A 13,428-nucleotide genomic window follows, 5' to 3' on the forward strand; every position below is an offset into this window, starting at 1 on the left:
CCCTCTTGAGCGTGCTCAACACCCTTTTTCAGGTTTATCCTCCCTTGCTGGGCTGGACGCTGCTGGGGTTTGCTCTCCAGAAGGGGCTGCCCGGCGGCTGGAATCGTTGGCTGGATCCCCACGCCTTGGGGCGATTCATGTTTTGGGTGGGAGTGCCCCTCAGCATTGTTGGGTTTATGCAGGGAGTGGATCTGTCGGGTCAAATCTGGATTGCTCCCCTGATCTGCTGGCTGTCGGTGGGGCTGGGGTTTGCCTTGACCAGCGCTTGGCTGTGGTGGCAGCACCGTGGTGTGGGGGATGTCCCCAACTGTTGGAGCAGCGCACAGCAGGGCAGCTTTCACCTGACCGCCACCCTGGGGAACACCGGGTATTTGGGCTATCCCATCTGTCTGGCTGTGGCCGGAAGGGCTTACTTTGGCTGGGCCCTGTTCTATGATCTGCTGGGCACTCTGTTCATGGCCTACGGGTTTGGCGTGTGGGTGGCCAGCCGCCACGGCAGTTCCCATGCTCAGCCTTGGCAGGTGGGCCTCCACATTCTGCGCACCCCTGCTCTTTGGTCTTTTGCTATGGGCCTACTGCTGACCCGCGAACCTCTGCCGGGTTGGCTCTCTCAAGCGTTGGCGGCTTTTGCTTGGAGCATGATCCCGCTCAGTTTGATGATTTTGGGGATGCGGCTGGCCCAGGTGAAGCGCTGGGGATCCTTTCTTGCCGCCGGAGTGGCCCTCTTGATCAAAATTGTGATTGTGCCGCTCTTGGTGGGAATCGGCCTTGCCTTCACCCCCTACCCGCCTCTGGCCAAGCTGGTGCTGGTCCTGCAGAGCGGTATGCCCCCCGCCATCGCCACCCTGGTGCTCACGGAAGAATACGACTTGGATCGGGAAATTACCGTAACTGCCTTGGCCGTGGGGTACTTAGCCGCCTTGCTGACCTTGCCCCTCTGGCTGGGACTCTGGGGATCCTAATAGGCCAGGTGAGACAAGGTTTGCTCGAGGTAGCTATGCACCAGTTGATCCAGCTCTGCTTCCTGAGTGGGCAACTCCCGGCCCTGGAGCCATCCCCGAAAACCCGAGCTTTCCACAATGGCCTGCCGCAATGGCTTCCAAACTGCTTGCGTGCGCAGTGCTGTATCGGAGCTGAGAGCAGGACTGATCATGAGAAGAAGGTGAGTAGGAGTGATTCACCCTCAGAATAGCTTGGATCCCAGTTGACTTTGGCTCTCTAGGATACAAATCTCCCCTCTATGCTGAGCAAGCCTTCTCTCAGTCGCTCAAGCCAAAAAATCCTCAATATAGTCATTCCAAACTAGATTGAGACACTCCCCAGGCGTTCCGCGCTGCTTCCGCGGCCACCCCCAGACCTTCTCCCAGAGGGAGAGAGGAGCTGGACAGAAATGTTTCATTCCTGTTTAAAATGACCATACATCCCATCAACTCGAGCAAGAGGCCCAGGGATCCCTAAACGAACAATTGGCTGCGCTGCTCGACCCGTAAAGTTGGCCCCAAGGCATTGAGAAGAGAGACGCCGTAGCTGCGGACGATAATGCGGCTATCCAAAATAGCCACCCATCGAGTGGGGGAGCTGGGGTCTTCTCCCGAATCAGAGCCTTGCCGCAGAGGCGCGACGGCCCGTTGCAACTGGGCAGCAGCCACCGGCAAAAGGTACTGACGAAACCAGTCCTGCTGGGTGCGTTGCAGATATTGCACCCGTCCGGCCACCCTTGGGTCTTCCACAGAAGGGAAGGGCAAAGTGGTGATCACCATCAGTTCCGGGCGAGGCAAGCCGGCCTTGTGGTGTAGCCAGTAGGGCCAGTCGCAGACCAAAATGCCCTTTTCGCCGGGGAACGGGCTGTTTACCCGCACCCGCGAGCCGAATTCGGCAGCCAAAGCCGCCCCCACCTGTGCCTGCAGAGGTTGATCCGACACCAACACCACCACGAAGCCCTGCGCCTGAGGGATCAGCTTTTTCAGCTCTTGCAGCAGGTGATCCCGGAATAGAGGGCTATTGGGCAAGGGCAGGCGCGGCAAATACAGGGAAAGCTCCGCCCCGCCGGAACGTGGCCAGCTCTCCCCTGAAGCAAACCGCAGCGGCGTTAGATCCGGCAAGCCCAACCGTCGCCGGTAGGTTTCCGCCTGGCGATCCAGATCCAGCGCTTCCCCGATAATCACCACCGGCTGTGTGGCCCAAATGGGGGCCAGCCAATCGTGCAGAGCCGCCGGGCTGTGGTGAAGGGTGAGGCGACCGGTTTCTCGGTCGGTTTCGGCCCACCAAATCCATTTGGAGACGGGATCCCCCTCAGAGCTGAGCCGCCGGCGGATTTGATCCCAGGGATCCGGCAGCCAGCCGGGGTAGCCTGTCACCAAAGACAGCACAGCATCCAGGTGAACCTGTTCATCCGCATGAAGCAGACAGCGGGAAAGAGGCCGCCGCAAAAGCTGCAGGGACAAATTGACCTGAACCTGGGAGAGCTGCTCCGCCTCGGCAGGGAAGATTTGCCGGAGCTGTTGCCAATGGCTGGCTTCCAGGGTCACCGTTAGCGCCTGGTAGGCCCAATCTTCCAGGTCTTCGGCTCCATCCAGGATCAAAGGGATCCCTGTCGGCACTTGCGAGGATCCCTTTCTCAAGCGAGCTTGCAGCCAATCCAGGGGATCCACCAACAGCAACCCCTGGAAATCGGGATCCGGCCAACGGTCTTTTTGCAGGACGGGCTTATGCAACTGCAGGGTGTGCTGTAGCCAGGGGATCTCTTCCCCCAAAATTTGCGCCTGCACAGGAGCTGTAGCGCAGAGCAAGGTGGGGTTGGGCCACATCAGGGCCGGCAGCAGGTAACTGAGGCGGTGCTGACCCCCAGCAGGCACCTGGATCAAGGTGCTGCGACCCAACCGCAACCCTCGCGCCACCATGCGAGCCATCGTCAACTGGTGGGGCCACAGGGCTTCGGGAGACTGCCGCAAAAGCTGCCGCAACTGTTGGTGGACTTCAACCTCAATCACAGTTCAGTACGCCGGGGGTCTGCCACAGACGGTAGGGTGAACTAGCCTATTCTAGGGTAGAGAAGAAAACCAAATCCCATCTCTGGGGTGAGCGATGTCTCTTCTAGCTGCTGTTTCCACAGAGGGCCAACCCGTTGCACAGACGGGATCCCTGCTTCTAGACCGCTCCGGGTGGGGCCGCTTGCGCATGAAGGGATCCCCAGGCTTGGACTATCTGCACAACCGAAGCACCCAAAATCTGAAGGCCCTCAAGCCAGGGCAGGGGGCCGACACGGTTTTCGTGACCCCCACCGCCGGCATCCTGGATTTGGCAACGGTGTACGTGGGAGAAGAAGACTGCTGGATCTGGACTTCACCCCAGCGGCGCAGCCTGCTGATGCAGAGTTTGGGGCGCATGCTGCCTTTGGTGCGGGGAGCACAGTTGAAAGATGAGACAGATCAGACCTTTGGTTTTGGATTGCTCGGATCCCAGAGTCAGGCTCTCCTGGAGAAAGTGGTGAGCTCAGAAGAGATCCCGACCGGGCCCCATGAGCACCGCCCCGTGGAGATCCAGGGGATCCCTGTCCATCTGGCTTGTGGCACGGGTCTTGCCCAGCCGGGGTTTACCCTCTGGGGCACCATTGACCAGAAAGTCGCTCTTGAAGAATGCTTGCTCCAAGCCGGAGCCAAGCTGGCCCCACCTGAGCTGTGGGAAGTCCTCCGCCTAGAAGCGGGTCGCCCCGCCGCCGACCGAGAGCTGACCTCAGACTACAACCCCCTAGAAGCCGGCCTGTGGCAGGCTATTTCCCTTGACAAAGGTTGCTACGTTGGCCAGGAAGTCTTGGCCAAGCAGGTAACCTACCGGCGCATTCGGCAAACCCTGTGGGGGATCCGCCTTCAAGGAGAGGCTCAGCCCGGCACAGAGATTTTGCGGCAGGGGGAAAAGATTGGTTTACTGACCAGCGCGGGCTTGACTTCGCAAGGGTACCTGGGATTGGGATACGTGCGCACCAAGTTTGAGCCCGCCGAAGGTCTACAAGTAGAAGTCGGCTCGGTGCCGGGAGTCCTGACTCGAATGCCGTTTTTGAGCTTTCCGCCTATTGTCTGAGGTTGTTTTTGCAGACCTCTCTCCTCTCTTTTCTAGAGGGAGAAGCTTAGGCGAAACACCGCAACTCACCAGTCAAAGTGGCGGCGAAAGCGGGGATCCCGTCGATCCTTTTTGCGTCGGTTACAGGTTTTGCACAACGTTTGCAGATTGCTGATGTCGTTGCTGCCCCCTTGGGCAATGGGGATGATGTGATCGATCTGAAGCTGAACCTCTGGGGGCGACTTTCCGCAACCGCGACAACGGAAGCCGTCTCTTTGGAAAACATACTCCCGCACGGCTGCTGGAATTAGAATCCTTTCGCCGGATTTTCTTTCTTTCATCGTTATTCATCCATACTGCGAAGATCGTCCAGTGGAGACTTTTCATCTAGAGGTTCTAATATCTCTTGGTCGGGTTCTTTTATCAGAAATTCAGGATTGTCAGGATAAAAGTCAATCGTAACTTCTACTCTTACTTTTACTCTACCGGTCTGCCAACCGTTAGTTTTAGGAGAAAGAATCGAGCATGGAACTCCTTTATGGAAAAAATGAACCTGATCTTCATAGGGAATACCTGTTTCTATCTGTATCTCACACGAACTCAAGTAACTGTCTAGTCCTCTTCCCATTTGGTCAAACCTCAGGAAATAAGAATTGATAGAATCGCAAAGCTTGGAAATCATGTAGACTTCCTGCTTATTGTTCTCGTTGATAAAAGTGATAACTCCGTCTCGCAGTTGGCTAAGATTAATGGATGTTTTTGTCATCTTATCGACCTCAAGACATAGAGACAACTTGAACAGCCCGTAAATCATCCAGTATAGAATCCTCTAGTTTTCTGGGAGCGCTATCTCCAGAATCTCTATATGGGTCATCAGGAACAAACTCGAGATAAACTTTGACTGATATCTTGCCAGAGATCCACGACTTTCTGGGCTGTAAGACTCTAGATTCTATTCCATCCACGAGCATTCTAATGTCCGCATAAACCTTTCTTGATTGAAGGTAACCGTTTGTCTGGAAAATATCTGAAAGAAGGTAATTAATAATTGCACTATGCAAGCTACTTGGAAGGTAAACTTGATCACCAATCTCAACAACAGTTTCCCTATCATCTGACCTAAAAACTATCGGATCGACCACGGCATTGTCTCCTATTGCTAACAGACTTTACTGACTGACACCTCCCCGAATGTCATCCAAAGGCGATCTACTGCTCCCTGATCCCGTTTCTTCTGGCTCAAACTCAACCACTAGTCTCATCCTAACTCTACCAGCAATCCACGGTGAGCCAGGACGTAAGAGTTTAGCAGGAATTCCTTTCACGTTAGTTATTCCGTTCAAGTTGCTCCATAGAATCGAGACTCCCTTTTCGCTAAGTTTGCTGGATAAGTAGGATCTGATACTCTCATAAACAATCTCTGAGTACACCTGAGCAAACTCTTGCGAGTAGATTAGGCGTCCTCCTATATCAATGACAGTATTTTGGAAAATATCTAGCTCAACAAAGCACTCCTGAGATTGATCATTACTTGACACTTGCCCAACCCCCTCTATGTCTCTCTGGCTTAGGCTAGCTCTCACTTTCGCGAAGGTCATCCAGAGGGGATCCGCTGCTGCTCTCTGAGACTGTATCCTCTGGCTCAAACTCTACAATGATCCGCAATCTGACTCTGCCTTTTTCCCAATCTTTCTTGCCCGGCACCAAGAGCTGACAAGCAAGTCCCTGCCCAAACCACTTCGCTTCTTGCAACAATTTTTCTTCTGGCTTGGGAGCAAGAAGGCTACTGGCAATGTTGAGCAAGTCTTCCGGCGGCAGGATCCCTGAGGATCTCAAGGCAGCAATGAACAAGCGATGCAGCTCTTCTTTCTTGGTCAAGTCCTCTTGGGCCGCTTTGACCAAGTTGGCAACCTTGAAAGTTTTCTCCCTTACAGAGAGGATCCCTTCTGGGTGCTGCTGTAGAGGTATCGATTTGGATCCCATGACTTTATCTGGATCAAGTGAAAGGCCAAAAACAAAGACAAGCCGCTCTATCTCAGATCATCGAGAATGCTATCCAACTCTGGAAAACTCTCGTCTATGGGTGTAGAACGACCAAGAGCGACTGCTTCGCTTGCATTGCTGTCACCTACTTGCTGTTCAGGAAGACTTGCCAAAATCTGAACTGACTCACCAACAGAGGAAGGTTCAGGACGAGTAATCAAGGGCAGCATCTCACGATTGAGGCCCAAAGCTTGCAAGCAGAGGTTGATCCCAGAAACAGCTTGGTTGTACTTGTCTATGCTTGCCTCCAGTTCTTTCAGCCGCTGTTGGTTAAGCGCAATTTTCTCTTCAGCCTCTTTTCTGAGAGTTGCTTCCATGAACTGCTTTGCTTCTGGGTACTTTTGCAAAATCTCATCGGCTACTTGCTTGGCAACCGGCAATAGCTGAGTTTTTAGAGTATTGTTGGTCTCTTGTCGGAAGCTAGAACGCACTGTCTGGTTAATTTTCGGCTCAAAGTCAAGCTTGAGTAATTGTCGGATTCCAGGCTCTGCGTCGCGAATAGCAGAGATGTCGTATGATTGGCTGGTTTGTTTTAGGACTTCTCGAAACTGGTAGATCGAGAATGTTCCTTCGTCGTAGAAGCGGGGACTTTCTCTGAGGTAGCGGTCGCACTCTTTTCGGGCACCATTGACAAGAGAACTCAAAGTTACCTCCTTAACCAAAAGAAGCTTTTTCTCCAAGTCCCCATCGGATCCCAGTAGGCGAAACAACTGCCTGTAGTAGCTCGAGCTGCGAACTTCATCAACAAGGCGACGAAAGAAGTTCTCTACAAGCGTGCTGGCTGATTCTACCAGGATGTCCTCTAGATGGTTGGACAAATAATAAAAGGCTTCGACCAATACAGCTAAGAATGGAGCTGTGGAGTTGCGGGGACGAATGCGAACGGCTTGACTGTAAACATTGTCCAACGAAAAAGTATCCAAAAGCTCATCTAGCCTCCGTACCATCCTAGCCTGCAATTTACGGAAATCGTTCTCAAATTCTTTGTTTTCTCCGTTAATAACTTTATTGACTACTGTCTGGATATGCTCGTCAAACTCTCGGCCGATACTGGCTAGCTGCTGATTGATCAGCGTCAGCTCATAGGAAATCATGCTGTCAATCTCTTTGGGCTGGCTATCAATGTCTCGGTAGAGATCTAGATAGGACTTCCTCATCTCGATGCAGAGAGGTTGCAAATCATCGGCCAGCGCGGAAAATAGCTGTGGCCGCTTTTCTTCCGTTAAATAACGAGTAATCCCAGCCCGAAAGTCTTCAATACCGCTATCTTTAATCATATACTCAATCAAAGGTTTTCCCCACTCCCTCAGAATCCGAACGTAGTTATTTATGGGTGTGTCGTACCCATGTACAGAAGGGCGGAACGGGGATCCAACCAACCTACCTGACGTGCAGTACTTATTAAACTCGCTGACAAACTGGGGCGTTTCTTCCTCACCACCCAATTCTTTGATGCTTTCTGAAAAGATTGTATCCAGTCCAAATCGATCCTCGGGGGTAGTTGCCTTGATCTGGGAACCATAGAAGCCGAGAAGGCCGCTTGTCTTAAATACGCGGAGTTGACGAAACTGCTGGTCGATAATGTTTTCTAGTCTATGCTTTAGTTGTGCGTTGTACCAAGTCTCATCAATCCGGTTAAACACATAGAAGACGCGATCCCTGATGCTGTCATTACCTTGAATGTGTTCAATAAGTTCTGTCTCTTCCTTGGTCAGCTCACCCGTTGCAGCACACTTGAGAACGCAAACAACTGCGGACGTATCCGGATCGGCAATTTTTCGATAGGTGCGCTCTGCATCCGCTTTGACTGGAGCATCGATCCCAGGAGTATCGACAATAACGTTTCCATCTTCCAGCAAGGGGTGGTGGCAATAGTATTCCACCTTTCGCAAAACTGCGCTATTGGCGCCGCGCCGGGCAAAACCCGCAGCTTCTCTTAGGTTGCCGAAGTTGAGCTGCTCCATTGAGAAAACTTTGTTCTCGGTAGGGTGAATTTTGTCCCGGTTCTGCTGGAAACCTGTAATCAACAAGCGAAGTGCATCCGCCTGCTTCGCCCGCTCTGACTTGCTTTTGCCTCCCTCCTGCTGAATAATAGCCTCAGCACGCTCCTTCAGGGGATTCAGTGCAGTGTCTTCCAGCCTGCTGAGTGACGGAGCCAAGTTTAGGAAAGCGCAGAAGGCGGTCATCTGTTCTTGCACTTCCTGCTCGCTAAGAAAAGTGAGCACTACCCTCTCCGCATTTGGCTCTGCGTAGGCGATGTAGCACTCTGTCCCTGTGGCGTGCCCTTCGGCGCTGTAGAGAAGCTCTCTTTCTAAGAGGGCATTGATTAGCATAGACTTGCCGGCACTGAAAGCACCGGCAAAGACAATCTCGAAGGTTGGAGAAATAGCTTTGCTGAGGGAAGCTTGAATCCGAGTGGTATCTTGCTTGCCTGAAAAAGTGGAATCCTGATGCCAGAGTTGCAGGATAGCTTCAACCTGCTCTTTCAAGTTCTCACACTGAGGCAGGAGCTTTACAGACATAAGAGAGCAATCTCCACAGAGGCTGCCGGGATTATAACTTGCCTATGCTTGAGGTGAGGATTCCTACAACAATTTTCTTCAGTCCCGGAGCTGTGTGGCTATATGTGCATACACGTGAAGAGAGAAGAGCAGAACTCCCCAGACCGACATAGCAAAAAGGCTTAGGTCGTTGACCCAAGCCCGCCTCAGCATACTCATACCAGATGCCAGGAACCAGACTTGAACTGGTGACACGAGGATTTTCAGTCCTCTGCTCTACCAACTGAGCTATCCCGGCTCTGGACCTACTATCTTACGATGTCGAGGGGGGTTTTGACAACTGGTGGCGCCCCCAATTTAGCCAATCAATTTCTCCAAAGCCTCCATCTGGGGGATGCAGAGAACATCTCGGTTGCGATCCCGGCGGATCAGCTCCTCTTGCTCCAGCTTGGACAGGACGCGAGTGACCGTTTCCCGGGCTAGGCCACTTAGGCTGCTCAGCTCCCGATGGGGCAAGTTGGGGATCTCTACACCACTCCGGCTAACCCGGCCACGGGATTCGGCCAAAAACAGCAGGATATCGGCAACACGGGCCGTACTACTGGCCTCGCGCAACTGCAGACGACGGTTGATCTGCCGTAAGCGGCGCGACATGAGCTGAGCAAGGCGGATGCCGGCCTGAGGATCAGAAGCCAAAAAAGCCAGAAAGTGCTGGGCCGACAGACAACCGACTTTGGTGGCGGTTAGGGCTACAACGTCGGTAGAGCGAGGTGCTTCATCCAAAGCAGCCATTTCCCCGAAGATTTCCCCTGGACCAAGAATGGTGAGGGTGATCTCCCGGCCTTCGAGATCATGGGTGCGAATCTTGACCCACCCTTCCAGGATGAAATAAACGGCGTTACCCCAGTCATTTTGTAACAAGATGGCCTGATTGACTGGGTGGGAGCGCAACGACATTTGCCCGGCCAGAGGCTCTAGCCTCTCAGGAGGAAAGCCCTCAAACAGGAGCATCAGGCGTAGGTCATCTGGAGTTACATCGCTCACCGTGGGATCCTCCTGCACGTGGTCAGTTCTGGTCGAGTGGGATGGGAAAAGGGTGGGCCTGCACAGACACGTCAACATGCCCCTCAGCCTACCGTCTCTCTCAGGTCTATGGCCCGCCGAGGCGAACTGCGTACCAATAGGACAGAGCTTTAGACCCAATTTTGACCTCTACTTTGGAAAGGGATCCCTGCCCAAAAAAGCTGCTGCCATCCTCTAGCCCAGAAACGGCAAAATCCATCTTGCTGATAGCAATTTTCTCGAGTTTGTGCAGTTTGAGTCGAGATCTAGACCTGCTGAAGTTGAGATGGCCAATCTTGGCTGGTATCCAAAACCTTTAAAAAAGGCCGTTCCGAATCGGAAAAATCCTGCCAGTGGGCCTGCTGTTGGGAGAGCATCTCGGCGGTGGCATCAGCAATGTCGGCAGAGTGCTGCTGATCTCCATCGATGCAGCCGGCTGGGGCCAAGAGGGGTTGAGGAGCTGGGCTGCGGCGTTGCAGGCGCTCCCGCAAAACAGGTTCAGGGGCGTAGCAGTGGAGGATGCGCAGTGGGATCCCTTGGCGTTGGGCCTGATCAATGGCCATCCCCCGCAGGGCTTGCCGGTCAAACTTGGCGTCCAGAATCACGGTGTAGCCTTCCTGGGCCAGCTCTACTCCCAACTGCACCAAGCGGCGGTAGGTTTTATCGGTCATCTCCGGGGTATAAACCTCCGGCCCCCCCCGTTGCCGCAGAGGGATCCCGGCCAAATGCTTGCGCACCGCATCGGAGCGAATGTGAATGGCTCCCCGCTGACGGGCCAAGTGGCGGGCTACCGTGCTTTTGCCGGATCCCGACAATCCCGACATCAGGAACAACTGCCCCCGCTTGGGGAGGGTGTATTCCCAGGCAAGACGGTAATAGCGGGCGGCGGTGCTAAAGGCTGTGGCCTTGGCTTCCTCTGCTGCAGTGGGATCCTCCAGCAAAAAAGAGGTGACCTTGGCCCGCACGTAGGCCTGCCGATTGAGGTAAATAGGCAAGATCTTCAACCCTTCCCAATCTCCGGTTTCTTCCAGGTAGGTGTTCAAATAGGCGTTTCCCAGATCGGGGCGATGGCGGGCATCCAGATCCATCACCCCATAGGATACGTCGTACATGACATCCACAAAGCGGAAGGCTTCGTTGAACTCGATGCAATCAAAAAGCAGGATCTTCCCTTCCCAAAAACAGATGTTGCCTAGGTGCAGGTCTCCGTGGCATTCACGAATGCGGTTTTGTTCTATTCTTTGTTGAAACAGCTCCTGCCGCTCAGCAAAAAAGCGATCGGTGTAGGCTTGGGTTTCTCGATATTGCTGAGCTGTTTGTGGGCCGCCGACGTAGCGCTGGGTTTGGGCGTAATTCTCGTCAAAGGCTTCTCGCACCCGTTCTGGCCGGCCAAAGCTGCGGATGTAGTCGTTGGTCTCGGTTTGGGCATGAAACGTCGCCACCACCCGCCCCAGCTCCTCCATCAAGGACGGCGTTAGCTCTCCCCGCTCAAACAGGTTGCTGAACAGTTGCTCTTGGGGAAATTGCCGCATTTGCAGAGCGTATTCTATGGGCTCGCCGCTGCTGTTGAACTGAAATCGGCCATCGGTCTGGACAATGGGCAACACTTGCAGATAAAGGCCGGGAGCACCGCGCTGGTTCATGCGCAGCTCTTCTTGGCAAAAGTGGCGCCGCCTCTCCAGGGTGGTGAAGTTCAAAAAGCCAAAGTCTAAAGGCTTTTTCACTTTATAGGCATAGTCGCCTGTCAGCAGAATATAGGAAATGTGGGTTTGAATAAGCCGAATGGGATCCTGTACCGGATGAGGGTAGAAGGCGGGATCCAGCATCGCTTGGATCAAGGGGGGCAGGTGGGTATCGACCATGAAAAACGATAGAGATGGAAAAAGGGCTTGGACGGGGATCCCTATCTTCCGCCGACAGAGCAGATTGTCCTCCACCTATTCCTTAAAGGGCAAGGCGGCTTCTTGGGGGGAAAGACGGATGAGGCTGATCTCCTGCTGAATTAGCGTATCTTGAGCAGCGCTGGAAAGGGCGTAGGGCCAGACCAGATATTTGGTGTTGATGTAGTCTTGTCCGCGCTTGGCCAGGTTTACCTGTTCCGAGAGCATGCGCACGTCTGGCCCGCGGCTGATAGTGGCTTCGGCCCGGCGAATGCGCTGCATCAGTTGGCTGAACAGCTCTTGGGGCTGCTGCACAAACACCACAATGGCCAAGTCACAGGGGTTGTAATAGTTGCCGATGCCGCAGAGGAGCAGGGCTTCACTGGAGAGAACAAGGGTTTCTTGATCCCCCAGAGCCACCACCGGATACAGAAAGGTGCGCACATCCTCCAGTTGCCAGTGGTTAAAAGAGTGGCTATCTACCTCCCCCCGCACCCAAGAGGAGATGGCAGGAAAAACTGCTTCGCTCAACAGTCGATAGGCCGTCTGGGGTCGCCCTAGCCAGCAGAGGGCATTTTCGTAGAAGCTCTCGTTCTCCAGCAGGTGGGGGGTGAGAGGAGCAACCATGGGCAGATCCTCAACGGGCTTTCTCCAGCATGCCTACTCGGGGATGGTTAAGGCAATTTTGCCCAGAACGGATCCCTGCTCCAGCAACCGGTGGGCGGCAGCCGCTTCGGCCAGAGGAAAGGTGTGGCTGAGCTGGATCCGCAGTTGGCCTTGGTCGATGAGGCGGGCACATTGCCTGAGGATTTCCGCCTGATTTTGTTGGGCGTTGGTCAGGCTTTTCAGCATCGGGGTGAGCATCAGCTCAAATCCCACCCGCAAGTTGCGGTCGCGAGCCACCCGCCAGTCGATCTCTGGGGCCGGGGCCAGCAGGGTGACGATATCTCCGTACACGCGCACTGCGGGGAAGGTCTGCTCCAATAGCTTGCCGCCCAAGGTATCTAGGGCAAGATCCACCCCCTCTCCCCCTGTCCAGTCCAAAACGGCGCGCACAAAGTCTGTCTGCCGGTAGAAGATGGGCAAGCCGGCGCCTAGGGAACGGACAAACTCTGCCTTTTCCGGGGTGCTCACGGTGGTGGCCACTTTGGATCCCCGTAGACGGGCCAGTTGGATGGCCACATGGCCAACTCCACCCGCTCCCCCGTGGATGAGCACACTTTGGCCGGCCTGGAGACGTCCCCGGTCGTACAGCGCTTCCCAGGCGGTGATCAGCACCAGCGGGGCAGCAGCAGCCTCCGCAAAGCTCAGAGTTCTGGGCTTGGGAGCCACAAAACGCTCGTCCACCACGATCAGCTCGGCGTAATTCCCCGCCTGCCTGCCCAGACCCCCGTGGCAGAAGTACACCTCGTCTCCCACTGTAAAGTGCCTAACTCCGGATCCCACGGCTTCCACAACGCCGGCACCGTCACACCCCAAAATGGCGGGCATCTCCTCTGGATAGAAGGTGCCCCGTTGCCGCAGTTTGGTGTCGATGGGGTTGACGCCGGCTGCCCTCAGACGGATGCGCAGCTCCCGCTCGCCGCGAATTTGGGGCTCAGGTACTTCTCGGAGCTGCAGAACCTCTGGCCCGCCGGGCACACTCATGACTACGGCTTTCATGCGCTCAAGTTGTCAGCTTCAGTTGGGTTGGCCCGCTCAAAGGATGCAGGGTAGAGTTTGTTCTGGTGATGAGAAGATGGGCATCTCCCCATTGGGGTGTTGCTTTGCAACCCTGCGGAGTCTTGCAGCTGCTCTCTAGCCTATTTTAGCTAAACCGCCGAGAAGCCCCGCGCTGTATGCGCAGGGTCAACATACCCACGCAAAACCGAAGCCGTCACCCCACT

General features: G+C 54.5%; 14 protein-coding genes and 1 tRNA gene. 2 read left to right on the top strand and 13 right to left on the bottom strand.

Features of this window, described 5'->3' with window-relative positions:
• The first annotated feature begins 11 nt into the window (after positions 1–11).
• Positions 12–962, top strand: coding sequence for an AEC family transporter (locus ACVWZU_RS05980; protein WP_457443868.1), 951 nt, complete (start codon positions 12–14; stop codon positions 960–962).
• Here the strand turns inward: ACVWZU_RS05980 and ACVWZU_RS05985 are convergent.
• The gene (locus tag ACVWZU_RS05985) at positions 959–1,153 is read right to left on the bottom strand and encodes a hypothetical protein (protein ID WP_011434196.1); all 195 of its coding nucleotides are present in this window, start codon (positions 1,151–1,153) and stop codon (positions 959–961) included. The genes ACVWZU_RS05980 and ACVWZU_RS05985 overlap by 4 nt on opposite strands.
• 301 nt (positions 1,154–1,454) lie before the next feature.
• On the bottom strand, positions 1,455–2,990 hold the full coding sequence (locus ACVWZU_RS05990; protein ID WP_457443870.1) for a hypothetical protein: 1,536 nt from the start codon (positions 2,988–2,990) through the stop codon (positions 1,455–1,457).
• 94 nt (positions 2,991–3,084) lie between these two features.
• Between ACVWZU_RS05990 and ygfZ the strand changes: the two genes are divergently transcribed.
• Entirely contained in the window at positions 3,085–4,077 is a 993-nt protein-coding gene (ygfZ, locus tag ACVWZU_RS05995; protein ID WP_457443872.1) for a CAF17-like 4Fe-4S cluster assembly/insertion protein YgfZ, read from the top strand.
• Positions 4,078–4,142: 65 nt separating this feature from the next.
• Here the strand turns inward: ygfZ and ACVWZU_RS06000 are convergent, their stop codons facing one another.
• The 11 genes from ACVWZU_RS06000 to ACVWZU_RS06050 form a co-directional block, all read right to left on the bottom strand.
• Positions 4,143–4,397 carry an HNH endonuclease gene (locus ACVWZU_RS06000; RefSeq protein ID WP_011430012.1) on the bottom strand — a complete coding sequence of 85 codons (255 nt, stop codon included), beginning with the start codon at positions 4,395–4,397 and terminating at the stop codon, positions 4,143–4,145.
• Between the two features lie 2 nt (positions 4,398–4,399).
• Entirely contained in the window at positions 4,400–4,822 is a 423-nt protein-coding gene (locus tag ACVWZU_RS06005; RefSeq protein ID WP_457443874.1) for a KGK domain-containing protein, read from the bottom strand.
• A 10-nt stretch (positions 4,823–4,832) separates the two neighbouring features.
• A complete protein-coding gene (locus tag ACVWZU_RS06010; RefSeq protein ID WP_414522636.1) occupies positions 4,833–5,198 on the bottom strand; it encodes a KGK domain-containing protein in 366 nt (121 codons plus the stop codon).
• 27 nt (positions 5,199–5,225) lie between these two features.
• Positions 5,226–5,654: a KGK domain-containing protein gene (locus tag ACVWZU_RS06015; protein WP_457443876.1), complete on the bottom strand. Its 429-nt coding sequence runs from the start codon at positions 5,652–5,654 to the stop codon at positions 5,226–5,228.
• Positions 5,629–6,039, bottom strand: coding sequence for a KGK domain-containing protein (locus tag ACVWZU_RS06020; RefSeq protein ID WP_457443878.1), 411 nt, complete (start codon positions 6,037–6,039; stop codon positions 5,629–5,631). The genes ACVWZU_RS06015 and ACVWZU_RS06020 overlap by 26 nt, the downstream gene beginning before the upstream one ends.
• 47 nt (positions 6,040–6,086) lie before the next feature.
• Positions 6,087–8,621, bottom strand: coding sequence for a dynamin-like GTPase family protein (locus ACVWZU_RS06025; protein ID WP_011434199.1), 2,535 nt, complete (start codon positions 8,619–8,621; stop codon positions 6,087–6,089).
• Between the two features lie 204 nt (positions 8,622–8,825).
• Positions 8,826–8,898: transfer RNA gene (locus ACVWZU_RS06030), tRNA-Phe, on the bottom strand.
• 59 nt (positions 8,899–8,957) lie between these two features.
• Entirely contained in the window at positions 8,958–9,611 is a 654-nt protein-coding gene (locus ACVWZU_RS06035) for a Crp/Fnr family transcriptional regulator (RefSeq protein ID WP_414332238.1), read from the bottom strand.
• Positions 9,612–9,928: 317 nt separating this feature from the next.
• Positions 9,929–11,524: a bifunctional aminoglycoside phosphotransferase/ATP-binding protein gene (locus ACVWZU_RS06040; protein ID WP_457443917.1), complete on the bottom strand. Its 1,596-nt coding sequence runs from the start codon at positions 11,522–11,524 to the stop codon at positions 9,929–9,931.
• 75 nt (positions 11,525–11,599) lie between these two features.
• Positions 11,600–12,169: a hypothetical protein gene (locus ACVWZU_RS06045; protein ID WP_457443880.1), complete on the bottom strand. Its 570-nt coding sequence runs from the start codon at positions 12,167–12,169 to the stop codon at positions 11,600–11,602.
• A gap of 33 nt (positions 12,170–12,202) precedes the next feature.
• On the bottom strand, positions 12,203–13,204 hold the full coding sequence (locus tag ACVWZU_RS06050) for a zinc-dependent alcohol dehydrogenase family protein (protein ID WP_414349833.1): 1,002 nt from the start codon (positions 13,202–13,204) through the stop codon (positions 12,203–12,205).
• Positions 13,205–13,428 lie beyond the last annotated feature (224 nt).

The organism is Thermostichus sp. MS-CIW-26 (assembly GCF_054059115.1).